The sequence below is a fragment of the Achromobacter sp. UBA5777 genome, from assembly GCF_002418565.1.
GTDB classification, from domain to species: Bacteria; Pseudomonadota; Gammaproteobacteria; order Burkholderiales; family Burkholderiaceae_B; genus Achromobacter; species Achromobacter animicus.
Genome location: NZ_DIEJ01000184.1, coordinates 17,286 through 42,154 on the forward strand (window position 1 = coordinate 17,286; position 24,869 = coordinate 42,154).

Sequence of the window (24,869 nt, forward strand, 5' to 3'; positions counted from 1 at the left end):
CCCGGGCCCGGGCCGGTGCGAACTGCGCGCACGGGTTCCAGACCGGGCCCGCGCCGGGCCGTCACGGCTCCGGTATGTTTTCCCGGAAGATCACCTGCAGCCGGGGTAGGTAACTAGGTTCGGGAGCACCCTTCACGGCCGCCACCAGCAGCTTGACGATTTCGCGTGCCTCGACGCGCGGGTTCTGGTCGATCACGGCGTCCATCGTGCGATCGAGCAGCAGGCGCCGCGTGGCTTCGGTGAGGTCGTGGCCGACGAAGACGATCCGAGGGGCGGAGGACGCCTTGTCCGGTCGGGCCGCGATCGGCCGGGCCGCGTTCGGCCGGGCCGCGTCCGGCCACGCGTCGGTCGACCATGCCTCAGCCGGCCGCGCCTCCTTCAGCGCCCGCGCGATGCCTTGATTGCCTGCGCCGATGTTGTAGATCGCGTGCGGCGGGTCTGTGCGCAGCAGATCCTGCGTGACGGCAAAGGCGCGGTCGCGGTCGTCGCCGATCTCGAGCGTGTGGGCGATGCGCAGGTGCGGAAACTCTTCGCTCAGCAGCGAGCGAAAGCCCATCTCGCGCTCTTCGTGGCCGCGATAGGCCAATGACCCCACGAACACCGCGACCTTGCGTTCGGTGTGCTGCGGCAGAAATCGGCCCAGCAACAGCGCGGCTAGGCGGCCTGCGGCGCGGTTGTCGATGCCCACGTACCCCAGGCGCGCCGAGATCGGAATGTCCGACACCAGGGTGCTCACGTGCACGCCGCTGTCGCGCAGCGCCATGATGGCGTCGCGCACCTGAGGATGGTCCAGCCCGACCAGGCCAACGGCCTGCGTCTGCTCGCGCAGCTCGTAGAGTTTTTTCGCGAGCTTGTTGGCGTCGAATCCCTCGATCAGATGCAGGCGGGCCTGCACGTCGGGACGGGCGGCGGCTTCTTCGAGCAAGTGCCGGCCCAGCGCGGTCATGAAGCTGTTGGTGCCCGCGGGTAGAACGAAATCGACCCGCACGTCCTGACTGGCGGCCTCGGCGCCCGGAACGAAGTAGCCCAGGCGATTGGCAATCGCCAACACGCGGTCGCGCGTCTTGCCGCGCACGCCGTCCCGGTCGTTCAGGACCCGGTCCACGGTGGCGGTGGACATGCCGGCTTCACGGGCAATGAGGGAAATGGTGGGGCGCATGCGGGATCAGGCTCTCGATACACCATCAGGACGATGGCAGCGCGGCCATCATAAGCCATCATTTGCAATCATTCGAGATCAAAAAGGTAACGCCGCGGTCCTATGAGCGCCCACCGTCTTTACCCCTGATTGTTTTGATGTGAATATCGCGGCTCAATACATCAAACACAGCACGGCAGGATGCCAGGCAGTCGACAGTGCATACCAGGCCGGCAGGAGGAGCACATGTCGAACCCTACCTTGGTGCCCGACCCCCCCGTCCGCGAACGGCGCTTTCGCATCGGTTGTATCGGCGCGGGCATGATCATGGCCGAGTGCCATCTGGCGGCCTATCAGCAGGCGGGCTTCACCGTGGCGGCGATCGCGTCACGCACCCGCAGCAAAGCGGCCGCGGTTGCAGAACGCTATGGCATCCCGCAGGTGCACGAAGACCCCCTGGCCCTGATCGCGGATCCGCAGATCGAGATCGTGGACATCGCGTATCCGCCCGACCAGCAGCCCGCGCTGATCCGCGCCGCATTGCGCGCCCCGCACGTGCGCGGCGTGCTGGCGCAGAAGCCCCTCGCGCTGTCGCTGGATGAAGCCCGCGCCCTGCGCGACGAGGCCCGGGCCGCCGGCAAGATCCTGTCAGTGAACCAGAACATGCGCTACGACCAGTCGATGCGCACGCTCAAGCAGCTGCTCGACCAGGGCGTGCTGGGCACGCCGGTTTTCGCGCAGATCGACATGCACGCCATCCCGCACTGGCAGGACTTCCTGCGCGGCTACGACCGCCTGACGCTCTCGAACATGAGCGTGCATCACCTCGATGTCCTGCGCTATCTGTTTGGCGAGCCAACCGAGATCACCAGCATCACCCGTCCCGATCCGCGCACCGAGTTCGCGCACCAGGATGGGCTGGTGAGCACGACGCTGCGCTTTGGCCACGGCCTGCTCGCGCTGTCGCTCGAAGACGTGTGGTCGGGTCCGCGGGCCGAGGGATACCCCGACGACCAGCACATCCGCTGGCGCGTGGAAGGCACCGAGGGCGTCGCGCGCGGCACCGTCGGCTGGCCGACCGGCGAGCCGTCGACCCTGAGCTACGCCTCGCGCGCGGCCGTGGGACATACCGACGGGCGTTGGGTGACGCCCACGTGGGACACGATGTGGTTTCCGCATGCCTTCATCGGCGTGATGGAGCAGTTGCAGTACGCGCTGGCCAGCGGCACCGAGCCTGCGTTGAGCGTGACCGACAACGTACGCACGATGGCGCTGGTCGAGGCCGCGTACACGTCCATCGCCGAAGGCCGCACGGTACGGCTGCCGGCTGTTGAATAACCAGACAGAAAAACAGACGGAGACAACCATCATGATTCAGACCGGAATTTTCTCGGGCTACTTTCCCTATGAGCTGGAGCGCACCGCCAAGGTGATCCGCTCGCACGGCTTCAACACCGTGCAGCTGGACCTGCATTTCAAGGACATGGAACTCGGCCCGGGGCAGCTGACCGCGCAGAAATGCACGCAGATCCGCGACACCTTCCGCAACTACAACCTGCCGGTGTCCTGCATCTCGGCCTACACCAACATCGTGCACCCCGATCCCGCCGAGCGCCAACGCCGCAACGGCTATCTGAAAGAGATCCTCACGCACGCACGCCAGTTGGGTTCGCCTTACGTGATCTCGGAAACCGGCACGTTTGACACTGAAAGCGATTGGGTGCATCACCCCAAGAACAAGACCGAGGAAGGCTGGGACCAGTGTCGCGCGGTGATCGCCGAGCTGTCGCAGCATGCCTACGACCATGGGGCGGTGTTCCTGCTGGAGACCTACGTGAACAACGTGGTGGGGTCGGTCGAGGAAACGCTGCGCATGTTTGCCGAAGTAGACCATCCGGGCCTGGGCCTCCTGATGGACCCGACCAACTTCTTCGAAGCGCACAACATCGACCAGATGGACCGCACGCTCAATCAGGTGTTTGACGCACTTTCCGACAAGATCTGCATCGCGCATGCCAAGGACGTGAAGCGTTCGGGCGATGACAAGTCGGAAAAGCACAGCGACATCGGTGACGACAGCGCGGCGGAAAGCCATACGTTCCGTGGGGTAGGGGAGATCGAGTTGCCGGCGCCGGGCCTGGGCGCGCTCAATTACGACCTGTACCTGCAGCGTCTGGCGAAGAAGCACCCCAACATTCCCATCATCATCGAACACCTGACCGAAGACGACGTGCCGCGCGCCAAGCAATTCCTCGACGAGCGGCTGCGCGCGAACGGTCTGTAGGCCGGCGCCGCAAGCAGTACCGGCGCGCCGCAAAGCCATCAACACGAACAGCGACCGCGGCGCGCCTCTTGAACACGATTCCGAACACCGACACCGGTGGACGCGCGCCCGCGCATCCGCCAGGGAGAACTCATGCCTGACATTTACGGGACCTGGATGACGCGCCGCGACGTAGAGGCGCGCACCGGACAGCTTGCGCAGTTTGCCGGCGTACGCCTGATGACGCTGGACGACGGGCTGGAGCGCGGTATCCGCATGCTGGAGTTCCGCAGCGGCACGGGCCTGCGGTTTACGGTGCTGGTGGATCGGGCGATGGATATCGCCGACTGCGAATATCGCGGTATGGCCATGGGATGGCAATCGCCGTCGGGATTTCGCAACCCTGGGCTGCATGACTACGAAGGCGAGGGCGGACTGGGCTGGATGCGTTCGTTTTCGGGGCTAATGATCACCTGCGGGCTGGATCACATCCTGTTCATGTACGACGCGCCGGCCGACAACTACGTGTACGGCCCGCGCAAGACGGCAAAGCAATCCATCCATGGCCGCGTCGGTACCATTCCCGCGCGGCTGACCGGTTACGGCGAACGCTGGGATGGCGATCGCTGCGTGCTGTGGGCCGAAGGCGTGGTGAGCCAGGGAACGGTGTTCGGCGAGCATCTCGAGCTGCACCGCCGCATCGAGATCGAGGTGGGCACCAACGACATCAAGCTGTCGGACCGTGTGGTGAATCGCGGCTTTTACCGCACGCCCCATATGCTCTGCTATCACATCAACCTGGGCTATCCGGTGCTGGACGCCGATTCGCGCTATCTGGCGCCGATCCGCGAGGTGGTGTGGGCCGCGCACGAGCAGGACTACCGCAAGCAGGGCGTGGGCTACCGCCGCATGCCGGCGCCGCAGCTGGGCTTTCATGAGCAGGTGTGGCAGCACGAGATGGCGGCCGCGGCCGACGGCAGCGTGCCGGTCGCCCTGGTGAACGATGCGCTGGGCCTGGGCATGCAGGTCAGCACCTACAAGCATCAATTCCCCTGCCAGTACCAATGGCAGAACCTGCAATCCGGCCAGTATGCGATGGGCATCGAGCCCTCCACCAACCATGTGCTGGGCCAGGGCGCGGCGCGCGAGCGCAACGAGCTCATCTGGCTCGAGCATGGCGACGAGCGCCGCTACGACACCACATTCAGCGTGCTGGGCTCGGCCGCCGACATCGCGGCCTGCGAAGCTCGTATCCGGGCAATCGCGGTGCAGCCCGAGAGCGACTATCCGCCGTTGTCGGGACGCTTTGCGCCCATCGCGGGGCGCACATGAGCGCGCGCTTCTCCTTGCAAGGCCGCCGCGTGCTCTACACGGGCGCGGCGGGCGGCTTTGGCGTGGACACCACGATTGCGCTGCTGGAGGCGGGCGCGCGTGTGATTGCGCTGGACAACCATGCCGGGCATATCGATCGCTTGCGCAGCACCGTACCGGCGCAGTTGGCCGGCCAGCTTCAGATCCTGCAGGCCGACCTAGCCGACGCAAACGCGCTGCAATCTCACCTTGAGCGGCTGACGGCCGAGGGCACGATCGATGTGGTCATCAACAATGCGGCAATCTATCCCTCGCGCCCGTTCGAGGAATACAGCGATGCCGAGCTGGCTCGCGTGCACCGTGTCAACGTGGAGGCCGCCGTGCAGATCGTGCGGGCCGCGCTGCCGGGCATGCGCGAACAGCATTGGGGCCGCGTGATCAACATCTCGTCGATCACCCTATCGGGCGGTTGGGAAAACCTGCTGCCCTACGTGCAGTCCAAAGGCGCCATGGTGGGCGCCACGCGCGCCTTCGCCCGCGAGTTCGGCAAGTGGGGCATCACGGTCAACGCCATCTCGCCGGGCGCATTTCCGACCGACGCCGAGAAAATCCATCCCGATCCCGAGGGCTACAACCGCATGGTGCTTGAACGCCAGTCGGTCAAGCGCCGCGGTCACGCCGGCGACATCGCCGCGGCCATCTTGTTCCTGGCCTCGGACGAGGCGGGTTTCATTTCCGGACAGACGCTGGCGGTGGACGGCGGCTGGGTCATGCACTGAGGCGCATTGGCGCCACGCAAAGGGTAGAAGCAATGAGCATTCTTTCTGGCTACAAGGTTCTGGACTGCTCCATCGCCATGGCGGGGCCGTTCGCGGCGCAGCGTCTGGGCGACCTGGGCGCCGACGTGATCAAGATCGAGCCGCCCACCGGCGAATGGCAGCGGCACGCGCCGGCCGGCGGCATCACGGGCAACAAGATCAACGTGTCGTTCCTCTCGCTGAACCGCAACAAGCGTTCGCTGGCGATCGATCTGAAGAGCGCCGGCGGCAAGGAGATCATCCAGAAACTCGCGGCGCAAGCCGATGTGTTCATCCAGAACTATCGTCCGGGCGTTGCCGGCCGTCTGGGCGTGGACTACGAGACCCTGTCGGCCCTGAACCCGCGCCTGATCTATGTATCGATGTCGGGCTTCGGCGAAGACGGCCCCTATGCCACGCGTCCCGGGCAGGATCTGCTGTTGCAGGCGATGTCGGGTGCGATGCTGTCGTCGGGACGGGCCGGCGAAGCGCCCCGCGCGGCGGGCCAGTATGTCGTCGACGCCGTCACCGCGTACTGCGCCTTCGAAGGCGTGCTGGCCGCGCTGCTGCATCGCGAGCGCACCGGCGAGGGCCAGAAGGTCGAGGTCAACATGCTGGATGCGATCACCACGATCCAGATGCAGGAGCTTTCGGTGTACACCGTGGGGCACAAGCCGCAGGTGCGCAGCGCCGAGCCGCATGCCCACGTGTACATCCGCGCGCCATATGGCACGTTCGCGACGACCGACGGTTATCTGGCGCTGGCAATGCCCGACATGAAGGTGCTGGCGCGCGTGACCGAAGAGCCGCGCCTGGCGGCGTACACCGATCGCGACGGTTGGGAAAAGCGCGACGAGATCTACGCGCTGGTGCGCGATACGCTGGCCAAGGCCTCGACCGCCGACTGGTTCGCCAAACTGGATGCCGCCGGCATCTGGTGCAGCCCCGTGTATGGCTATGCCGATCTAGTCGACGATCCGCAAATCGCGCACAACGGCACGTTCGTCGAATACGAGCATCCGACCGAAGGCCGGATCAAGACGCCGGGCTTTCCGATCCGCTTTTCCAAGACCCCGAGCCAGGTGGTGCGCGGTGCGCCGCTCACCGGCCAGCATACCGACGAAGTGCTGCGTGATTTTGGCTTCAGCGACAACGAGATCGCCGCACATGCGGCCTCGGGCGCGGTGCTGCGCGGGGCCTCGGAATGAGCGAGCTACCCTATCGCGGCCTGACCTGGGATCACCCACGCGGCTTCAATGCGCTGCACGCGGCGACCGCCCACACGCCGCTGGTGCACTGGGACAAGCAGTCGCTGGAGGGGTTCGAGTCGGCGCCGATTGCCGAACTCTGCGCCCGCTATGACCTGGTGGTGCTGGATCATCCGCATCTGGGCGAAGCCCTGGCGCACGATTGCCTGCAGCCGCTGGACACCGTGTTCGCGCCCGACGAGCTGGCGCGGATCGCACGCGACAGCATCGGACTGTCGTACGACAGCTATCGCATGGCTGACCGCCAATGGGCGCTGCCCCTGGATGCCGCCACGCAGGTGATGGCCACGCGCGCGGATCGGCTCGACGGCCCCGTGCCGCGCACATGGGATGCGGTGATGACGCTGTCGCAACGCAGCGGCTCGGTCGCGCTCAGCTGGGGCGGTCCGCATCCGTTTCTGTCGCTGCTGTCGATCGCCGCTGCCATCGCGCCCGACACCGACCTGCGGCCGCACGGCGCCTGGCACGACGAGGCGACGCTCGCCGGCGCGTGCGACGTGCTTACCGAATTGGCGCGACGCACGCCCGCGCACGCCCTGGCGTACAACCCGATCGCCTTGCTTGGCCACATGAGCGCGCGTGATGACATCACGCTCTGCCCGCTGGTCTATGGCTATGTGAACTACGCCACCGCCGCCGTCGCCAAGCCGCTCACGTTCCGCGACGCGCCCCAGGCCGACGCCGGCCGGCCTGGGTCGATCCTCGGCGGCACCGGGATTGCGATATCGCGGCGCTGCATCATGGGACCAGAGCTGCGCGCGCATCTGTTGTGGTTGCTGGCAGCCGATACCCAAAGCCGCTTCATCCCGCAGCACGAAGGACAGCCCAGCCATCGCGGCAGCTGGGCCGATGCAAACGTGAATGCGGCGAGCGGCAACTTCTACGCCAATACGGCCCGCACGCTTGAAGCCGCATCGATCCGGCCGCGGCACGACGGCTACATCGCCTTTCAGAGCGAGGCCTCGCAGTTCCTGCGTGATGGCGTCGCCGCCCGTGCATCGTCCCATGCATTGGCGCGCGGCCTGACCGAGCGTTTCGAGGCCAGCCTGGCCGCCACCCCAAGCACTCCGCAATAAGGATGTCGACGTGAGCGCACTCGTCAATCTCAGTATCGATGGCCATGTCGCCATCATCGAACTCAACCGCCCAGAGAAGCTGAACGCGATGACGCCCGAGATGGCCGATTTGCTGATCGCGGCGGTGGAGCAATGCAATGCCGACTCGCAGGTGCGCGCGGTGATCCTGACCGGCGCGGGTCCGAAGGCCTTCTGCGCCGGCTCGGACATTACCGAGCTGGACCGCTACGCGACGCCCTGGGATTTTCGCAACCGGCTCGACTACTGCGACTGCGTACGCATGTTGAAGAAGCCCACGGTGGCCGCGATCAACGGCTACACCTTCGGCGGCGGCCTGGAGATGGCATTGGCCTGCGATATCCGCATCGCCGCCGACAACGCGCGCCTGGGCGCGCCAGAGATCAAGCTGGGCTGGATCGGCGGCGGCGGCATGACGGCGCAGCTCGTCCATGCGATCGGCCCGAGCAACGCCGCACTCATGGTGCTGACCGGGGACCCCATCCGCGCCGAGCAGGCGCTGGCCTGGGGTCTGGTGAGCGAGGTGGTGCCGCAAGAACAACTGCGCGAGCGCGCGCAGGCGCTCGCCGCCACCATCGCCTCGCGCGCGCCGATCGCGGCCGAGACGGCACGCGTCAATCTGCGCGCCGCGCTGTCGATGCCGCTGGAAAAGGCCGTGGAATACGAGCGCGATCTGCAGGCGATCTGCTTTGCCACCGCCGACGCCAAGGAAGGCCGCAAGGCGTTTGAAGAAAAGCGCGCGCCGAAGTTCGAGCGGCGCTGATGTGAGGGGATGCCCACCGAGCGCCTGTTCGGTGGGCGGGGGGCGGGGGCGGGGATCAGCCCACCTTGCGTTCCTCATCGGCCCAGAATGCATCCCGCATCTGCTTTCTTGCGACCTTGCCATTGGCATTCTTTGGCAGTTCGGTCAGCAGTTCGACGCTCCGCGGCTTCTTGAAGTCGGCCAGTTGCTTGCGGCAATGCTCGATCAGGTCGGCCGGGGTCGCCGCTTCGCCCGGCTTGAGGACGATCATCGCCTTTACTGACTCGCCCCACAGTTTGTCGGGCACGCCGAACACGCAGGCTTCGTAAACGGCGGGGTGCTGGTAGAGCGCCTGCTCGACTTCCGTCGGGTAGATGTTGAAGCCCCCCGAGATGATCATGTCCTTCTTCCTGTCGACGATGTACATGAAACCTTCGTCGTCGGTGCGCGCCAGGTCGCCCGTATGCAGCCAGCCGTCGCGCAGCGCCTGCGCCGACAGTTCCGGTTCTTGCCAGTAGCCGGCAAAGACGTCCGGACCGCTGACGCTGATTTCGCCAATTTCGCCGGGAGGCACTTCCTGACCGTCTTCATCGACGAGCCGGACTTCGCTTTCGCCGAAAGGCCGGCCGCAGGACAGAAGGCGCTCCGGATGGCCGGCCATCGCCTCGGCGTGATCCAGCGCGCTTAGCAGAACGAGGCCGCCCGTTGTCTCGCCGGCGCCGTATCCCTGGCTGAGCTTGGGTCCCAATGCTTCCCAGGCTTCGCGGATGCGTGCAGGCGCCATCGGCGCGCCGCCATAGGAAATCTGCCGCAGCGCAGACAGGTCATGGCGATGCAGGTTCGGATGCGCGATCAGCATGTTGACCATCGTGGGCACCATGAAGCTGAAGGCGGCACGGTGACGGGCGGCTGAAGCCAGAAAGGCCTCGGGCTCGAAGCGATCGTGCAGCAGGATCGTGCCGCCTTGAAACAGGAACGGTTGCATGAACATGCCGCTGGCGTGCGTGATGGGTCCGGCCAGCGCCAGCACTTCGCCCGGATTGGCGCGCATGCGGCCCATGACGACCTTGCGTAGCGATGCCAGGCGGTTACCGACGGTCTGCATGGCGGCCTTCAGCTTGCCGGTAGAGCCCGAGGTGAAATGCAGCACGGCCAGGTCTTGCGGCTGCATGGACACATCCGGGTTGCGGTCGGCGGCGGCCTCCAGAAGGCGTTCGTAGGACCGCCAGCCGCCTTCGTCCCGGCTTCCGGTCACCACATGGTGGCGAACGGTTTCGAACGCGTGGCGGTTCGACTCGGCGTCCTCCAGATGCGCGGGATCCACGATGAACACGGAGGCCTGCGCGTTGTTGACCGAGTCCACCATCTCCTGCGCCGACAAGCGGGCGTTCAAGGCCACCTTGACCAATCCCGCCTTGTACAGGGCGCATTCCAGTTCGATGATCTCAGGGCAATTCCAGGCCTGGATGGCGACGCGGTCGCCTTTGGTCAGGCCCAGCCCGAGCAGTGCATTGGCCAGCCGATTGGAACGGGTTTCCAGTTGACCGAAGCTTATGCTGCGGTCGCCAAAGATAATGGCGGGACGGTCGCGCCAGTAGCGCGCGTTGCGGGTGGTGTATCGGCCTTGGTTCATGACGGCTCCGTGTCGAATTTGGCTTGCCGCTATGCTGCGCGGCGCAGCGCACGGCCGCATAACCGGGGCGCAAAACCTCATGCCGCTGCGTTATCGCGTCTGCGCGATTCCCGTGCGTTATGAAGATCGCCGGGTGTGGCATGACGCGGCGCGGGGCGCCGGGTTACCTCTATTGCCAAAGGGGAGGCGACGGTCCAACCCCGACAAGAGACAGGAGACAGGCGTGGACAAACGAGATGTTCGGTGGGGAGTGAAGGCGGTCCGTCGCATGGCCGAGGCGACCCTTGCGCTGGCGGGCCTGGCCACCATCACGTCGGCGCAGGCCGCGGACGGGGCGGGCAAGTATCCGGAAAAGCCCATCCGCCTGATCGTTCCGTTCACGGCGGGCGGCCAGTTCGACTACATCGCCCGGTTGGTATCGGCGCCGCTGGGCAAGGAGCTGGGGCAGACCATCATTGTCGAAAACGTGGGAGGCGGCGGCGGAAATCTGGGCGGCGGCAAAGTCGCCAGTGCGGCGGCCGATGGCTATACCCTGCTTGAATATGGCGGCAACTTCGCGATCGCAAAGCATCTGTCGCCCAAGCTGACGTACGATCCGATCGCCGACCTTGCGCCGGTATCAGGGTTGAGCATCGCGCCCCACGTGGTGCTGGTTAACAGCGCTTTGCCGATCAAGACGTTCGCTGAACTGCAGGCGTATGCCAAGGCCCATCCTGGCAAGCTCAGCTATGGCAGCCCGGGCGTGGGCTCGTCCATGCACCTGACGTTCGAAACCATCAAGCAGCATTTCGGGCTGGATGCCGTTCACGTGCCGTACCGCGGCGGCAGCAACGCGCTGAACGACCTGGCCGGCGGACAGATAGATGTGGGCATTGTGGCCGTTGCGCCGGCCATGCCATTCATTACGTCGGGCAAAATCCGCGCGGTAGCCGTCACCAGCGAAGCGCGGGCGGCGTCCCTGCCTGACGTGCCGTCGATCGCCGAACTGGGCTACGCAGGCTTCGACAGCGGCAGCTGGGCGGGCATCGCCGTGCCGAAGGGCACGCCGCCAGCGGTCGTGGAACGCCTGAATGCGGCGATCCGCCGGGTCATGGCCGACCCGCAAGTCTTGCAGGCGCTTGAGTCGCAGTCGTTCAAATCCATTGCCGGCTCGCCGGCCGACATGAGCAAGCTCATCGATCAGGAGTCCGCTCGGTATGGACCGTTAATCCAGCGCCTGGGTCTGACGGCGGAATAGCGGACGCCACGCGGCAAGCTGGGGATTACTTCGCCTGCGCGCGCCGTTGCGCGTGCTGGCGCAGGATCTCCAGCAGCCGCTCGGTCAGGGGCGACTGATAGCTATTGCGCCGCGTCAGCACGCCGATCTGGCGATGCCAGGTAAGGTCCTCCAGCGGCACGATCGCAAGGTCCTGGCCGGCGTGCGCCGACAGGGTCATTTCGCTGACCAGCGTCAGCAGGTCAGTGCCGTGCAGGATGCTCAGCAGGTTCGATACGGACGCATTGGACTCGATTGTCACTTCGGGCGGGGGCAAGCCGTGCTGCGCGAATCTGCTTTCCAACCAGCGGCGGGAGGCGGCTTGCGGGCCAGGCAGCATCCATTTGTACGGAGCAAGGTCGGCAAAGCGGATCTTGCGTCCGCTCAGCAAGGGATGGCCCGGCTGCGCCGCGGCATATAGCCGGTCTGCAAACAACGGTTCGCACTCGAATTCGGTCGCGGTGGCGGATTCAAACAGCGAGCTGATCGCAAAGTCCAGGTCTCCCTGGCGCAGGGCAGGAATCAACGCATCGTTCAGGCTGACCATGACCTGCACCTTGGCGGCGGGCCGCTGCGACAGCAATTCGATGCAGGCGGGATTGAAGAACGGCTCGGCCAATAGCGGCGTGACGCCCGCGCGTACCTGCCCGATGCTGCCCCGATGCAGATCACCAGCTTCCTGCATCGCGTCGTCAAGCTCGCGCCGGGCCTGGACCGACCGTTGATAGAACGCGCGTCCGGGGACGGTCAGCTCCATGCCCTTGGGTGTGCGCAGGAACAACTGGAGCTTCAGTTCGTCTTCCAGGCGGCGGATGCCCTTGGTCAGCGCGGGCTGGCTGATGCCGATGCTGTCCGCGGCGCGGCCCACGTGTCCCAGGCGGGCGACGGCCAGGAAATAGTCCAGATCTTCCAGTCTCATGATTCCGCATGGTTATCAAGATCGAAGAAAAGATAATCATGAGGATGACTGGCGCTGTCAAGCTGGGCACTACCTAGACAGGAGACATCATGCCCAACGACACACCGCTTACCCTGGCCGAACTGCGCGAGCGGCTGCGGCAGTATCTGCAGGACGAACTGCTTCCGCTGGAGCGATCGCTCAACCTGGGATACGAAGACAAGTTCGAGCGCAGCCTGGTGCAATCCGTATGGAAACGGTGCCGGACGCTCGGACTGTACGGTCCGCAGTTGCCGGTGGAACTGGGTGGGCAGGGCCTGTCCTATCGCGATCTGTGCGTACTGAAGGACGACGTCGCCGCTTCCGGCGCCATCCTGTTTCCGCACGTGCTGGGCGACTGGGGCGGCCCGTCGCGTATCGGCAATCTGGTGCGCCATGCCACGCCGTATCAGCTGGAGCGCTACATCATGCCCGTGATCCACGCCGAGCGCGGGGCCTGCTTTGCCATGACGGAACCGCAGTCGGGTTCTGACGCGACCCGGCTGCAGACCACCGCGGTCGAGGACGGCGACGATTACATCGTCACGGGCACCAAGCACTACATCACGGCGTCCATGTTTGCGGACTTTGCCATCACGATGTGCGTCACCGACCCGGAGGCAGGGACCGACGGCATCTCGGCGATACTGATCGACCTGGACAGTCCTGGCGTGCGGCTTGTGCACGACTGCGTGCCGATGACGGGTCAGTACGTGGACGCGGACATCGTGTTCGATCAGGTTCGCGTGCCGAAGAAAAATCTGATCGGCGCGCCGGGGCAGGGCTTCAAGATCGCCATGAATCGCATCAGCGTGAACCGGCTGCTGCATTGTCCGACGATGATCGGCCTGGCGCGTCAGGCCTTCAGGCTGGCGGTGGACTACGCCAAGCACCGCCAGCAGTTCGGCGGCCCGATCAGCCGCTTCCAGGCCATCCAGCACATGCTGGCCGACATGGCGACGGCGTTGTATGCCTGCGAACACATGGTGCTTGCCACGGCCGCGAAGGCCGACGCGGGCGAAGACGTGCGGGACGAGGCCGCCATGTGCAAGCTGTTCGTCTCTGAACGCTGCTTCGACATAGCCGACAAGGCCATGCAGATCCATGGAAACGTAGGCGTGACGAAGAACCACCCCGTCGAGTTCATATTCCGCCGCCTGCGCCTTTACCGGATCGTCACCGGCACCAGCGAAATCCAGCGCAATACGATCGCCAAGGGGATCCTGGCATGACACGAGGCGGCGGCTATCTCAGCGGGCTGACCGTGCTGGACCTGGGCCAGCTTCACCCGGGCCCCTATACGGCGATGCTGCTCGGCCAGCTTGGCGCCACCGTGATCAAGGTGGAAAAGCCGCAGGGCGACACGGCGCGTCAGCTCGGCGCGGAAACGTTTGCCAAGTACAACCGCGGCAAGCGATCCATCAGCCTGAACTTCACGCGCGAGGAAGACCGGAGCACGCTCCTGCAGCTGGCCGCGCGCAGCGACGTGCTGATCGAAGGCTTCCGGCCCGGCGTCATGGCCAGGATGGGGTTGGACTACACCCGCTTGGCGCAAGCCAATCCACGTATCGTGATGTGTTCGATCTCCGGCTTTGGCCAGACAGGCCCCTACGCGCAGCGGCCCGGCCACGATGTGAACTATCTGGCCCTGTCCGGTTACTGGGCCGTTCCATCGCAAGTGCGCGACGTGATGGGGCGCCCGCGCTTGCGCCTGTCGGATTATTGCGCGGCCATGCACGCCGCCTTGGCGATCCTGGCCGCCGTCGATGACGCGCGTGTCTCGGGCGTGGGCCAGCATCTGGACGTGTCCATCCATGATGCGCTGACCGCCTGGATGGCGCCGGCCCTGCAGGCGATGAACGGGCCCGCCGGCGCGTCCATCGATAACCTGCCGCATGTCATGCCCGACAACGACGTGTTCGAGACGGCCGATGGACGGCATCTTGCGCTGGGCATCTTGGAAGAAGCCTTCTGGCAAAACCTCTGCGAGGCGCTCGCGCCGGACTGTCCCGAACTGACCACGGAGACCTACCGGACGCGGGCAGGACGGCTGCGTGACAAGGGGGCGCTGAGCGACCGGCTGCGCGCATTGTTTGCCAGCCGCAGCCTGGATTATTGGGAAGGCGTGTTCCGTGGCCGCGACATTCCCTGGGCGCCGGTGCTTCGGCATGACGAGGTCTTCGACGATCCGCACGTACGCCATCGGGGCGTGGTTGCCGAGACGCTTGACGGACCCCGCGTGGCATTTCCGGTCAAGTTCTCAAAGCCGCTGCCCGTACAGCCGGCGGCAGTGCCTGAGCTGGATGGAAATCGGGATGAGATCCTGGCCTGGGCAACCGGACGCGGGCCGAGATAGGCGGGGTGCCATGGCCCCCCCACGTGCCATGCCCCCGTCACGCGATTCAGTTGGGCTGGTCCTTGCCCGGCTCTTCGGCCAGCACCTGCGGCGTCACGTAGGGGGCGTGGGCGGTGTTGACGGGCTCCATGCGCAGCGGCTGGTGTACGCGCGACGGCGGCACCAGTGAGCCGGGGGCGTCGGGATTGGTCCACGACGGATCCGGGATTTCCGCGAAGACCTGGCGCAGGCGTTCACCCCAGGTGCCGCGGATCATGCGGAAGTATTCGTTGTGTTCGTCGATGCTGGCAAAGTGCGTCACGCGCAACGCGTTGGCGCTGTACACCAGCAGGTCGAGCGGCACGCCGACCGAGATATTGGAGCGCAGCGTGGAATCCATGGAGATCAGCGCGCACTTGGCGGCCTCGTCCAGCGAGGTGTCCGGCTGCAGCACGCGGTCCAGGATGGGCTTGCCGTACTTGGCCTCGCCGATCTGGAAATACGGGCACTCCTGGCCGGCCTCGATGAAGTTGCCCGCCGAATACACCTGGAACAGACGGCATTGTTCGGTGCCGATCTGGCCGCCGAAGATCATGCTGACGTTGAAATCCACGCCCTGCTCGTGCAGGGCGGCGGCCTCGCTGCGGTAGACCTCGCGCACCGCCGCACCCACCAGCCGCGTGGCCGCGAACATGTCGGGCGCGTTCCACAGGGTGTCGGCGCCTTCTTCGCGCTGACGGGTCAGCACGTTCAGCACGGCTTGGCTGACCGCCAGATTGCCGGAGGTCATCAGGACCATGACGCGCTCGCCCGGCAGTTCGAAAACGGTCATTTTGCGAAAGACGCTGATCTGGTCGACGCCCGCGTTGGTGCGGGAGTCGGAGAGAAACACCAGGCCGGCGTCGAGGCGGGCGGCTACGCAGTAGGTCATGATCGGAAAGAGGGAAAAACCACCACGCATTGTATTGCGGCGCGGCGGGGCGGATGTAACGGCATACTGCTGCGGGCTTACTGCTGCGCGCCGGCCTGGACCTGGACGCTGATTTCCATCGATTCCTCGCCGCCGCCGGTGCGCACGCCGCGCACGGGCGAGGCCGAGTCGTAGTCCCGGCCCACCGCCAGCCGGCAATGGCATTCCGAGGCAAACTGATTGTTGGTGATGTCCACGCTGGTCCAGCCCACGTCGGGCAGCCAGACGTCCGCCCACGCGTGGCTGGCCGCATGCTCGGCGGTGGTGTACAGGTAACCGCTGACGTATCGCGCCGGCACCGCCAGACCACGTACGCACGCCAGAAAGAGGTGGGCGTGGTCCTGGCACACGCCAAGGCCCAGGGCCAGCACCTGATCGGCGGCTGTCGTGACGTCCGTGGTGCCGGGCACGTAGGCCACGCGTCCATGGATCGCCGCCGCCAGTTTCAGGATGTCGTCCGACGTCGACAGTCCATTCGGCAACACCGCCCGTGCAAAGGCCAGAATCGTTTCATCCGCCTGCGTCAGCCGCGTCGGCACGCAATAGGCGTGCACCGGCAGGCGGCTGTCTTCGCTGCCCAGCACGCCGCGCGTCAGCGGCGCCACCAGCACCTGGCCGGAGACGCGCAATTCGATGTCGCTGTGCGGCTGGTTCAGGGTCAGGGTATGCGTGATGTTGCCGAAGGCGTCGACCTGCTTGTCCAGTTCGCCGGGGGCTTCGATGTGCCAGCGCAGCACGCGCTGGTGCTCGTCGTCGCGCGGCGTCAGGCGCAGGGTCTGGATGCTGTAGTTGACCGGCGCCGTGTAGCGGTAATGCGTGACGTGCGTGATGATCTGCTTCATTGCCTCTCCCGTGTTAGGCCGACAGCGGCACCAGGAAGTCCTGGCTGATCCGGTTGCCCAGGTCGTTGATGCGGTCCAGGAAGCGATCCAGGTAGCGGTGCAGTCCGCTCGCCAGTATGTCTTCGACACGCCCGTACTGCAGCTCCGCACATAGCATGCCCGCGCGGCGCTCGGTTTCCGTGGAGCGCTGATTCGAGACGCGCGCCAGGTCGCCGGCCACCGCCCGCATCGAGGCCAGCAGTGATCGCGGCATGTCGCCATGCAGGATCAGCAGTTCGGCCACGCGGTCGGGCGTGATGACGTCACGGTACACCTTGCGGTAGATCTCCAGGCCGGACACGGAGCTGAGCAGCGCCGACCAGCGGTAGAACTCGCTTTGCACGGCGGCCGCGCCGGCCGGTTCCGCACGGCCGTCCTGCGCGCCCGCGCCGCCGCGTTCATGGAACTTCACGTCCAGCATGCGCGCGGTGTTGTCGGCGCGTTCCAGATGCATGCCGATGCGCATGAAGTACAGCGCCTCGTCTTCCAGCATGGTGGCGATCGTGACGCCGCGCGCCAGATGCGAGCGGAACTTCACCCACTCGAAGAACTCGCCCGGATTGCGCTCCAGCAGCCCGGTGTGCAGGTGCTTGAGCAACTCAAGCCAGGTGGTGTTGTAGGTTTCCCAGACTTCGGTCGTCAGGCTGCCGCGCACCGCGCGCGCGTTTTCGCGAGCGGCGCGCATGCAGGCATAGATCGACGACGAATTTTCCGGATCGCGCACCATGTACTGCAGCACGTCGTGCGGCGATATGGAGGCGTATTTGCTTTGGTACAGGCCCTGCAGCTCGGAAATGCGCAGCACGCCCAGCCACGAGCCTTCGCGCGTGTGCGTGTCCTGCGGCAGCAGCGACATCTGCAGGTTCACGTCCAGCATGCGGGCGGTGTTTTCGGCGCGCTCGGTGTAGCGGCACATCCAGAACAGGTTGTCGGCGGTTCGGCTCAGCATGATCAGTCCTCCAGCACCCAGGTGTCCTTCGTGCCGCCGCCCTGGCTGCTGTTGACCACCAGCGACCCCTCGGTCAGCGCCACGCGGCACAGGCCGCCCGGCACGGTGCGGATCTCCTTGCCGCACAGCACGTACGGACGCAGGTCCACGTGGCGCGGCGCGACGCCTGATTCCACGTAGGTCGGCGTGGTCGACAGCGCCAGCGTGGGCTGCGCGATGTAGTTGCCGGGGTTGGCGCGCACGCGGTCCCTGAACGCGTCCACGTCGGCGCGCGAGGCGGACGGCCCGACCAGCATGCCGTAACCGCCCGCGCCGTGCACTTCCTTGACCACCAGTTCGTGCATGTTGGCCAGCACGTGCGACAGCTCGTCCGGTCGGCCGCAGCGCCAGGTGGGCACATTCGACAGGATGGGTTCCTCGCCCAGGTAAAAGCGGATCATGTCGGGCACGTACAGGTACGTGGATTTGTCGTCGGCGATGCCGGTGCCGATGGCGTTGGCCAGCGTGACGCGCCCGGCGCGATACACCGACAAGAGGCCCGGCACGCCCAGCGCGGAATCGGCGCGAAACGCCAGCGGATCCAGAAAATCGTCGTCCAGCCGGCGGTAGATCACGTCCACCTTGCGCGGCCCGCGCGTGGTGCGCATGTAGACCGTGTTCTGTTCGACGAACAGGTCCTGGCCTTCGACGAGTTCGACGCCCATCTGCTGCGCCAGAAACGCGTGCTCGAAGTACGCCGAGTTGTACATGCCCGGCGTGAGCACCACCACGGTGGGGTCGTCGCCGCCCTGGGGCGCAACCTCGCGCAGGTTGTCCAGCAGCAGGTCGGGGTAGTGGGCCACCGGTTCGACCTTGATGCGGCCGAAGGCGTCGGGCATCAGCCGCATCGACATCTTGCGGTTTTCCAGCATGTACGACACGCCCGACGGCACACGCAGGTTGTCTTCCAGCACATAGAACTCGCCCGCGCCCGCCCGCACGATGTCCACGCCGGCGATGTGGCAGTAGATGTCCTCGGCCACGTCGACGTCCTGCATCTCGGGGCGGTATTGCGCGTTCAGGAAGACCTGCTCGGCCGGCACGATGCCGGCGCGCACGATGTCGTGGCCGTGATAGATATCGCGGATGAACAGGTTCAGCGCACGCACGCGCTGCTTCAGGCCCGCTTCGAGGAGCCGCCATTCGTCGGCGGGGATGATGCGGGGGATCAGGTCGAAAGGGATGAGGCGTTCGGTGCCGGCGGCGTCGCCCGCCACCGAGAACGTGATGCCGACGCGGCGAAAGCTGAGGTCGGCCTCGAGCCGGCGCACGGACATGGATTCGTCCGACTGCTCATTGTGCCAGCGCTCGAATGCCTGATAGTGGGCGCGGATGCGGTTTTCGCCGTCGCGCATTTCGTCATAGGCGGATGGGCGGGCGGGTCTGTCCATCATGGCTCCTCCGGTGCAGATGTATATCTACAAGCAACCCGCATGCCAGGTTTGGCGGCAGGCGGGGGCCATGGAGTCAATATGCGCTGGGGACGGGAGAATTGCCATCCCCACGGCGGACGACGCGACGAATAGGGGGACGGGCCGCGCCGCGGCGGGCGCGAGGGCGGGCGCACCACGCTGGTGCGCGCTTGTTAAGCGGCTGATGCGTCAGGCTGGTGCGTGGCCGGGTGCGTGGCCGGGTGCGTCGCCGGGTGCGCCAGAGGGGTGCATCGGACGGTTGCGTTGATTGCACCCGCAGACCGGCGTGTCAGTTCATCCGATACGAATGCAGGACCGATCCGCCTGTCTTGCCTTCCTCGAGGGGGGCGTGCGGCACCCAGCCGTCCTGGGTCAACACCGCGTCCAGCCGGACGTCGTGCGCGGCGGGGACGTATCCCGGTTCCAGCTCACCGCAGCTCCAGGCGATGCCGATGGCGGTGAAGGCGTGGCCGCGTTCGCGCAGGGCGGCGAGCGTGCGGTCGTAGTAGCCGCCGCCGTAGCCCAGGCGGTCGCCCTGTTCCGTGTAACCGAGGGTGGGCACCAGAACGACATCAGGCAGCAGTTCGGGACCGGCCACGGGCTCCTGGATGCCGTAGGGGCCGGCGCGCAGCTCGGCCTCGGGCGTCCAGGGCAGGAACGCGAGCGGCGCGTTGCGCTCGCGCACCACGGGCAGGGCGACGGTCATGCCGGCCTCGCTCCATTGCGTCAGCAGGGGGCGCAGATCGGGTTCGTCGGCCATGGGCCAGAACGCGGCGACGGTCGTTGGGGCCGGATTGCCCGCCTGCACGGCCTGGTCGCGGGCGACGTTAAGCCATGTGAACAGGCGCGCGCGCATGAGCAAAGCGCCCCGGCTGCGCTGGTCTTCCGGCAGGTCGGCGCGCAATTTTCGCAATCGCGTGCGCTCCTGGACTGCGGTATCCTCTTGAGTATTTTGCGTAGTCATGCTGTGGCTGTAACCGGGGGGTTGAAGATGAAGGCAAACATGCTGAAGACGAACTTGCGTAGGCTCAGCATGCGGGTGCGTCGAGAGACAGGCGCCCAGCAGCCACCACGGTATCAGAAATCCTTGCCGCAAGCCGCCGACGCCCGCTCCGGGCTGTACCGCGGGTTGCATCGCTTTCTCCCGCTGGTGGCGCTGTTCACCGCAGCCTGTGCGCCTGTTGATGCGCAGCAGCGCAGCGCCGCCGTCAATCCTCAGCCCCAGCCCGCCGTGCAGGCCGCTCAGCCGATGATCGCGGTGCCGCCCGTGGCGCTGGCAGGCCTGCCGCCTACTGCCGAAACCCCCGCGCTGGCCGCCGTGGTCGCCGCCCGCGAGGCCATGAGCCGCAAGCAGTGGTCCGTTCTGGGCGTGCTCGTGCCGCAGGCCAAGGGCGATCCGCTGGGCATGTACCCCGAATACTGGCTGCTGCGCTACCAGCTCTGGACGCCGCCCGCCTCGGGCCGTCCCGTCGCGGCCCTGCAGCAGTTCATCAACAGCAATGGCGACGCCTATCTGGCCGACCGCCTGCGCGGCGACTGGCTGCTGGCCGCCGCCCGCAGCGGCGACTTCGAAACGGTGCGCAAGCTGGCGCCCGTGAAGAACAGCAACGCGCAGATCGAATGCGCCATCCTTGACGGCAAGCACATGACCGGCCAGCGCGCCACCGCCGCGCAGGCGATGGCCGTCTTCGCGCCTGGCAGCGCGTGCTGGGCGCTGTACGACCAGCTTGTGGCCGACGGCATCCTGGGCTGGGAGCAGCTTGAACCGCAGCTGCGCGACGCCATCGAAGCCAACAAGACCACCGACGCGCGCAAGTTCGTGCAGTACATGTTCGAGCCGCGCGACGTAAAGACCTACGACGTCCTGATGAAGGACCCCATGAAGTGGCTCACGCGGCAGGACCGCATGCCGGTGGGCCGCAACGAAAAGGAACTGGTCACGATCGCGCTGGCCCGCCTGGCGCGGTCGGATGTCAGCGTCGCCGATTCCTATCTGCGCCGCGAATGGGCCAAGTCGATGTCCAAGCAGAACCTGGCCTGGGTGCGCGGGCAGTATGCGCTGGCCGCCGCGCTGGGCTTGGACAGCCGGGCCAACGACTGGTACCGCGAGGCCGGCCACGTCCGCATGACGGAATACAACGCCGCCTGGAAGGTGCGCGCGGCGCTGCGCCAGCCCAAGATCGACTGGAAGTGGGTCATCGAATCCATCGACGAGATGCCGGCCTCGCAGCAGGCCGAGACCGCGTGGGTGTACTGGAAGGCCCGCGGCCAGGCCGCGCAGGGCCACAAGGAAAAGGCCCAGGCCGCCTATGCCAGCATCTCCGACCGCTTCGATTTCTACGGCCAGCTCGCGGCCGAAGAACTGGGCCGGCGCATCAACGTGCCGCCGCGTCCGGCGCCCATCAGCGACCGCGAGATCGCCGAGGCGCGCGCCAATCCGGGCCTGCAGCGCGCCGTGCTGCTGTTCCGCCTGGGCTGGCGTGCCGAGGCCGTGCCTGAATGGAACTTCACGCTGCGCGGCATGAACGACCGTCAGCTCATGGCGGCCGCCGAACTGGCCCGCGCCGAGAACATCTACGACCGCGTGGTCAACACGTCGGACCGCACGGAAAAGGAATTTGACTTCAGCCAGCGCTTCATCGCGCCGTTCGAAGGCCGCGTTACCGCCAAGGCCAACGCCATCGCGCTCGATCCGGCGTGGGTGTACGGGCTGATCCGCCAGGAATCGCGCTTCATCATGGACGCGCGCTCGCATGTGGGCGCCTCGGGCCTGATGCAGCTCATGCCCGCCACGGCCAAGTGGGTCGCCGGCAAGATCGGCATGAGCGACTTCACCCCCGGCAGCGTCAATGATTTCGACACCAACACCGAACTGGGCACCAACTACCTGAACATCGTGCTGCGCGACCTGAACGGTTCGCAGATGCTGGCCAGCGCGGGCTACAACGCTGGTCCGGGCCGGCCGCGCAACTGGCGCTCGACGTTCACGCATCCGGTTGAAGGCGCCATCTTTGCCGAGACCATCCCGTTCACCGAGACGCGCACGTACGTCAAGAACGTGATGTCCAATGCCACGTACTACGCGGCGATGTTCACCGGGCAACCGCAATCGCTGAAGGAACGCCTGGGCAACATCGTGCCGGTCGGCACTGAAACCGCCGCGGCGCAATGACGCGGGATCCGGCCACCGAGGGCCTGCGCGCCTACATCGTCGGCGGCGCCGTGCGCGATGCGCTGCTGGGCCTGCCGGCGGGCGATCACGATTGGGTCGTGGTGGGCGCCACGCCCGAAGACATGACGCGCCGCGGCTTCATCCCGGTCGGCGGCGATTTCCCGGTCTTCCTGCACCCCCGCACGAAAGAGGAATATGCACTGGCGCGCACCGAACGCAAGTCGGGGCGGGGCTACAAGGGCTTCACCTTTTACACGGGCACGGACGTCACGCTGGAGGAAGACCTGCGCCGCCGCGACCTCACGGTCAACGCGATTGCGCAGGACGAGAACGGCCAGCTCGTCGACCCGCTCAACGGTGCCGATGACCTGCGCGCCCGCGTCTTCCGGCACGTGGGCGAGGCGTTCGAGGAAGATCCCGTGCGCATCCTGCGCCTCGCCCGCTTTGCCGCGCGCTTTGGCGATTTCAGCGTGGCGCCGGAAACGATGGAATTGTGCCGGCGCATGGTGGCGGCCGGCGAGGCTGATGCGCTTGTGGCCGAGCGCGTCTGGAAGGAACTGTCGCGCGGCCTGATGGCGCAAACGCCGTCGCGCATGCTGGGCGTGCTTGCCGAATCCGGCGCGCTGGCGCGCGTGATGCCCGAACTGCAGGGTGTGGAGGAAGTGCGGCCGCAGGTGGACCGCGCCGCGCAACAGGGCTTGCCGCTGGCAAGCCGCTACGCGCTGATGTGCCGCCTGACGCCCGAGCGCGAGGCGCTTGGCCGCCGGATGCGCGTGCCCACGGAATGCAACGACTATGCGCGGCTGCTGCCCGATGTGCTGGACGCGCTCGATGCATTGGATGGCATGCCGGACGGCGCCGATGCGCAACTTGCGCTGATGGAGCGCGCCGACGCCTTGCGCAAGCCAGAACGTTTTTTTGAATTGCTGGATGCTGCGGCGGTGTTGCGCGCGGTGGATATGCCCGCTTGGCAGGAACGGGTGGCGGCGGTGCGCGGCGTGGACGCGGGCGCCATCGCCAAGGCGTGCGCGGGCGAGCCGGCGCGCATCAAGGAAAGCGTGCGCCAGGCGCGACTGGCGCGTTTGGCGGATCTGCAGGCGGGCTGATTCGGCCGGCAGCTGCGGCACTCGCCGCAGTGGCCCATCGCAGCCGCTTGCTGCAGTACTCGTCGCAGTTACTCCCCGCAGTTACTCGCCGCAGCCGCTCAGCGCAGTCGGCCACTACTCGTCGCTTACAGCTTGCCCAGCCGGTCGCCGCGTGAAAACCCGCACAGCGGCGCCGTCATGCCGCGGCCGATGGCCAGCACCTTGAACAACTCGCCCATCTCGGCCTCGGACAGCAGCTTCTGCACCGGAGCCACTGCCTGCGCGTAGGCCTGGGCATCGGACGGGTCCAGCCCGGCCAGCAGATCCATCAATCCGGCGTTCATCAGAAACCGGGCCTGCGACGTGTAGCCCAGCACCTGCATGCCCGCCTCAAGGGCGGCTTCCGCCATCGCGGTGAAATCCACGTGCGCGGTGATGTCCTGCAGGCCCGGCGCGGTGAAGGGGTCGCCGTGCGCATGGTGGCGCAGATGGCACATCAGCGTGCCGCCCGCGCGCTGCGGATGGTAGTACTCGCTGCGCGGAAAGCCATAGTCGACAAGCAGGGCCGCGCCGCGCTCGAGCCAACTGCCCATCGCAGCGATCCACGCCTCGCCCTGCAGATTGATTTCGGACACATAGCCGGGCAGCGCCGGCATGCGCGCCGCCACGGCGGCGGCCAGGGCCGCCGGGGCCGGCCGATCTTCCCACGTGAACCCGCCGTTCGTATCCACGGTCACGCCGCGTTCCTGCACCTGACCCGCTTCGCTCCAGACAAAGAGCGACACTGGCATCGCGTCCAACACCTCGTTGGCCAGCACGCAACCCGAAAACGCGTTCGGCAGCGCATCCAGCCACTGCACCCTNNCCCTGTCGCCGAAAGGCGCCAGCCGTTCGGCCTGGCGGGCGCGCAGGTCCGCCGACACCTCCAGGATCCAGTAGCGCGTGTCGGCCAGGCCCAGCGCATCCAGTTCACGCAGCACCCCTTCGGCCAGCGCGCCGGTGCCGGCGCCGAACTCCAGCACGTCGTGCGTGCCGGTCTGGCGCAGCACCTCGGCCGCCTGGCGCGCGAGCGTGCGCGCAAACAGCGGCGTGAGCTGCGGCGCGGTCACGAAGTCGCCGGCTGGCGTCTTGCCGCCGTCGTCAGCATCGGCCAGCTTGACGTTGCCTGCCGCGTAATAACCCAGCCCGGGGGCATACAAGGCTTCCGCCATCCAGTGGTCGAACGGTAGCCAGCCGCCGTTGGACGCGATCGCGGCGCGCAGGTGGGCGGCGGTGGCATCGCTGTGCTCACGCGCGGCGGGGGAAAGGGGGGGCAGATTGGCGGGGGCGGGGCGTTGCATGGGCGACAGAGACGTGGGTAAACCGGCATTTTCCCAAAAAAAAACCCCACGGCATGGCCGCGGGGCTTTTTTGAATCAGGCGTGGGGATCAGCCGCGGCGATCATTCGACTTGCCGAAGCGCTTGGCGGGGGCGCCAGGACGCTTGTCGAACGAGGGCTTGCCACGGAAGCCGCCTTCGGGGCGATCACCGCCGCGGAAGCCGCCTTCGCGCTGCGGACGGTCGCCGAAGCTGGGACGGTCGCCAAAG

21 protein-coding genes are annotated in these 24,869 nt (G+C 66.5%); 12 read left to right on the forward strand and 9 right to left on the reverse strand.

Annotated features, from left to right (window positions below):
- Positions 1 to 61: 61 nt before the first annotated feature.
- On the reverse strand, positions 62 to 1,159 hold the full coding sequence (locus B3446_RS14380) for a LacI family DNA-binding transcriptional regulator (protein ID WP_291382641.1): 1,098 nt from the start codon (positions 1,157 to 1,159) through the stop codon (positions 62 to 64).
- Positions 1,160 to 1,384: 225 nt separating this feature from the next.
- Here B3446_RS14380 and B3446_RS14385 point away from each other — a divergent pair, with 225 nt between their 5' ends.
- From B3446_RS14385 to B3446_RS14415, 7 genes are all read left to right on the forward strand, one after another.
- A complete protein-coding gene (locus tag B3446_RS14385; RefSeq protein ID WP_291382643.1) occupies positions 1,385 to 2,476 on the forward strand; it encodes a Gfo/Idh/MocA family protein in 1,092 nt (363 codons plus the stop codon).
- Positions 2,477 to 2,507: 31 nt separating this feature from the next.
- Complete coding sequence (locus B3446_RS14390; protein ID WP_175124945.1) at positions 2,508 to 3,422, forward strand: sugar phosphate isomerase/epimerase family protein; 915 nt, start codon at positions 2,508 to 2,510, stop codon at positions 3,420 to 3,422.
- Positions 3,423 to 3,554: 132 nt separating this feature from the next.
- A complete protein-coding gene (locus B3446_RS14395) occupies positions 3,555 to 4,733 on the forward strand; it encodes an aldose 1-epimerase family protein (protein WP_291382646.1) in 1,179 nt (392 codons plus the stop codon).
- Positions 4,730 to 5,491, forward strand: coding sequence for an SDR family NAD(P)-dependent oxidoreductase (locus tag B3446_RS14400; protein ID WP_291382648.1), 762 nt, complete (start codon positions 4,730 to 4,732; stop codon positions 5,489 to 5,491). Before B3446_RS14395 ends, B3446_RS14400 begins: the two co-directional genes overlap by 4 nt.
- A gap of 32 nt (positions 5,492 to 5,523) precedes the next feature.
- Entirely contained in the window at positions 5,524 to 6,717 is a 1,194-nt protein-coding gene (locus B3446_RS14405; protein WP_291382650.1) for a CaiB/BaiF CoA transferase family protein, read from the forward strand.
- On the forward strand, positions 6,714 to 7,853 hold the full coding sequence (locus tag B3446_RS14410) for an extracellular solute-binding protein (protein ID WP_291382652.1): 1,140 nt from the start codon (positions 6,714 to 6,716) through the stop codon (positions 7,851 to 7,853). The genes B3446_RS14405 and B3446_RS14410 overlap by 4 nt, the downstream gene beginning before the upstream one ends.
- 10 nt (positions 7,854 to 7,863) lie before the next feature.
- Positions 7,864 to 8,634, forward strand: coding sequence for an enoyl-CoA hydratase/isomerase family protein (locus tag B3446_RS14415; protein ID WP_191577626.1), 771 nt, complete (start codon positions 7,864 to 7,866; stop codon positions 8,632 to 8,634).
- Positions 8,635 to 8,689: 55 nt separating this feature from the next.
- Here the strand turns inward: B3446_RS14415 and B3446_RS14420 are convergent, their stop codons facing one another.
- Entirely contained in the window at positions 8,690 to 10,246 is a 1,557-nt protein-coding gene (locus B3446_RS14420; protein ID WP_291382654.1) for an AMP-binding protein, read from the reverse strand.
- Between the two features lie 223 nt (positions 10,247 to 10,469).
- Here B3446_RS14420 and B3446_RS14425 point away from each other — a divergent pair, with 223 nt between their 5' ends.
- Positions 10,470 to 11,483 (forward strand): Bug family tripartite tricarboxylate transporter substrate binding protein, encoded by a 1,014-nt coding sequence (locus B3446_RS14425; RefSeq protein WP_291382656.1) that lies wholly within the window; start codon positions 10,470 to 10,472, stop codon positions 11,481 to 11,483.
- Between the two features lie 25 nt (positions 11,484 to 11,508).
- Here B3446_RS14425 and B3446_RS14430 read toward each other — a convergent pair whose 3' ends face one another.
- Positions 11,509 to 12,420 carry a LysR family transcriptional regulator gene (locus tag B3446_RS14430; RefSeq protein WP_191577629.1) on the reverse strand — a complete coding sequence of 304 codons (912 nt, stop codon included), beginning with the start codon at positions 12,418 to 12,420 and terminating at the stop codon, positions 11,509 to 11,511.
- 89 nt (positions 12,421 to 12,509) lie between these two features.
- Here B3446_RS14430 and B3446_RS14435 point away from each other — a divergent pair, with 89 nt between their 5' ends.
- Together B3446_RS14435 and B3446_RS14440 are read left to right on the forward strand one after the other, a co-directional pair.
- Positions 12,510 to 13,670: an acyl-CoA dehydrogenase family protein gene (locus B3446_RS14435; RefSeq protein WP_291382659.1), complete on the forward strand. Its 1,161-nt coding sequence runs from the start codon at positions 12,510 to 12,512 to the stop codon at positions 13,668 to 13,670.
- Positions 13,667 to 14,794 (forward strand): CaiB/BaiF CoA transferase family protein, encoded by a 1,128-nt coding sequence (locus tag B3446_RS14440; protein ID WP_291382661.1) that lies wholly within the window; start codon positions 13,667 to 13,669, stop codon positions 14,792 to 14,794. Before B3446_RS14435 ends, B3446_RS14440 begins: the two co-directional genes overlap by 4 nt.
- 46 nt (positions 14,795 to 14,840) lie before the next feature.
- Here B3446_RS14440 and B3446_RS14445 read toward each other — a convergent pair whose 3' ends face one another.
- The 5 genes from B3446_RS14445 to B3446_RS14465 all read right to left on the reverse strand — a co-directional run bounded on the left by B3446_RS14445 (position 14,841) and on the right by B3446_RS14465 (position 19,988).
- Complete coding sequence (locus B3446_RS14445; RefSeq protein WP_291382663.1) at positions 14,841 to 15,704, reverse strand: proteasome-type protease; 864 nt, start codon at positions 15,702 to 15,704, stop codon at positions 14,841 to 14,843.
- A gap of 77 nt (positions 15,705 to 15,781) precedes the next feature.
- Positions 15,782 to 16,585: a transglutaminase family protein gene (locus tag B3446_RS14450; protein ID WP_191577632.1), complete on the reverse strand. Its 804-nt coding sequence runs from the start codon at positions 16,583 to 16,585 to the stop codon at positions 15,782 to 15,784.
- Positions 16,586 to 16,598: 13 nt separating this feature from the next.
- Complete coding sequence (locus tag B3446_RS14455; RefSeq protein WP_191577633.1) at positions 16,599 to 17,573, reverse strand: alpha-E domain-containing protein; 975 nt, start codon at positions 17,571 to 17,573, stop codon at positions 16,599 to 16,601.
- A gap of 2 nt (positions 17,574 to 17,575) precedes the next feature.
- Entirely contained in the window at positions 17,576 to 19,006 is a 1,431-nt protein-coding gene (locus B3446_RS14460; protein WP_291382666.1) for a circularly permuted type 2 ATP-grasp protein, read from the reverse strand.
- Between the two features lie 307 nt (positions 19,007 to 19,313).
- Positions 19,314 to 19,988, reverse strand: coding sequence for a 5-formyltetrahydrofolate cyclo-ligase (locus B3446_RS14465; protein ID WP_175186170.1), 675 nt, complete (start codon positions 19,986 to 19,988; stop codon positions 19,314 to 19,316).
- A gap of 69 nt (positions 19,989 to 20,057) precedes the next feature.
- Here B3446_RS14465 and B3446_RS14470 point away from each other — a divergent pair, with 69 nt between their 5' ends.
- Positions 20,058 to 22,196 carry a lytic transglycosylase domain-containing protein gene (locus tag B3446_RS14470; RefSeq protein WP_409558276.1) on the forward strand — a complete coding sequence of 713 codons (2,139 nt, stop codon included), beginning with the start codon at positions 20,058 to 20,060 and terminating at the stop codon, positions 22,194 to 22,196.
- Positions 22,193 to 23,302, forward strand: a complete 1,110-nt coding sequence (locus B3446_RS14475) for a CCA tRNA nucleotidyltransferase (RefSeq protein ID WP_291382669.1) — start codon at positions 22,193 to 22,195, stop codon at positions 23,300 to 23,302. The genes B3446_RS14470 and B3446_RS14475 overlap by 4 nt, the downstream gene beginning before the upstream one ends.
- 125 nt (positions 23,303 to 23,427) lie before the next feature.
- Here B3446_RS14475 and B3446_RS14480 read toward each other — a convergent pair whose 3' ends face one another.
- A complete protein-coding gene (locus B3446_RS14480) occupies positions 23,428 to 24,621 on the reverse strand; it encodes a class I SAM-dependent methyltransferase (RefSeq protein WP_291382671.1) in 1,194 nt (397 codons plus the stop codon).
- Between the last annotated feature and the right edge of the window lie 248 nt (positions 24,622 to 24,869).

Excerpts from the sequence above, each read along its gene's own strand:
- B3446_RS14405 (WP_291382650.1), top strand. The coding sequence starts at position 5,524 with ATGAGCATTCTTTCTGGCTACAAGGTTCTGGACTGCTCCATCGCCATG.
- B3446_RS14445 (WP_291382663.1), bottom strand. The coding sequence starts at position 15,704 with ATGACCTACTGCGTAGCCGCCCGCCTCGACGCCGGCCTGGTGTTTCTC.
- B3446_RS14395 (WP_291382646.1), top strand. The coding sequence starts at position 3,555 with ATGCCTGACATTTACGGGACCTGGATGACGCGCCGCGACGTAGAGGCG.
- B3446_RS14410 (WP_291382652.1), top strand. The coding sequence starts at position 6,714 with ATGAGCGAGCTACCCTATCGCGGCCTGACCTGGGATCACCCACGCGGC.
- B3446_RS14420 (WP_291382654.1), bottom strand. The coding sequence starts at position 10,246 with ATGAACCAAGGCCGATACACCACCCGCAACGCGCGCTACTGGCGCGAC.
- B3446_RS14470 (WP_409558276.1), top strand. The coding sequence starts at position 20,058 with ATGCGGGTGCGTCGAGAGACAGGCGCCCAGCAGCCACCACGGTATCAG.
- B3446_RS14450 (WP_191577632.1), bottom strand. The coding sequence starts at position 16,585 with ATGAAGCAGATCATCACGCACGTCACGCATTACCGCTACACGGCGCCG.
- B3446_RS14460 (WP_291382666.1), bottom strand. The coding sequence starts at position 19,006 with ATGATGGACAGACCCGCCCGCCCATCCGCCTATGACGAAATGCGCGAC.
- B3446_RS14430 (WP_191577629.1), bottom strand. The coding sequence starts at position 12,420 with ATGAGACTGGAAGATCTGGACTATTTCCTGGCCGTCGCCCGCCTGGGA.
- B3446_RS14385 (WP_291382643.1), top strand. The coding sequence starts at position 1,385 with ATGTCGAACCCTACCTTGGTGCCCGACCCCCCCGTCCGCGAACGGCGC.
- B3446_RS14440 (WP_291382661.1), top strand. The coding sequence starts at position 13,667 with ATGACACGAGGCGGCGGCTATCTCAGCGGGCTGACCGTGCTGGACCTG.
- B3446_RS14465 (WP_175186170.1), bottom strand. The coding sequence starts at position 19,988 with ATGACTACGCAAAATACTCAAGAGGATACCGCAGTCCAGGAGCGCACG.
- B3446_RS14455 (WP_191577633.1), bottom strand. The coding sequence starts at position 17,573 with ATGCTGAGCCGAACCGCCGACAACCTGTTCTGGATGTGCCGCTACACC.
- B3446_RS14380 (WP_291382641.1), bottom strand. The coding sequence starts at position 1,159 with ATGCGCCCCACCATTTCCCTCATTGCCCGTGAAGCCGGCATGTCCACC.
- B3446_RS14400 (WP_291382648.1), top strand. The coding sequence starts at position 4,730 with ATGAGCGCGCGCTTCTCCTTGCAAGGCCGCCGCGTGCTCTACACGGGC.
- B3446_RS14390 (WP_175124945.1), top strand. The coding sequence starts at position 2,508 with ATGATTCAGACCGGAATTTTCTCGGGCTACTTTCCCTATGAGCTGGAG.
- B3446_RS14435 (WP_291382659.1), top strand. The coding sequence starts at position 12,510 with ATGCCCAACGACACACCGCTTACCCTGGCCGAACTGCGCGAGCGGCTG.
- B3446_RS14475 (WP_291382669.1), top strand. The coding sequence starts at position 22,193 with ATGACGCGGGATCCGGCCACCGAGGGCCTGCGCGCCTACATCGTCGGC.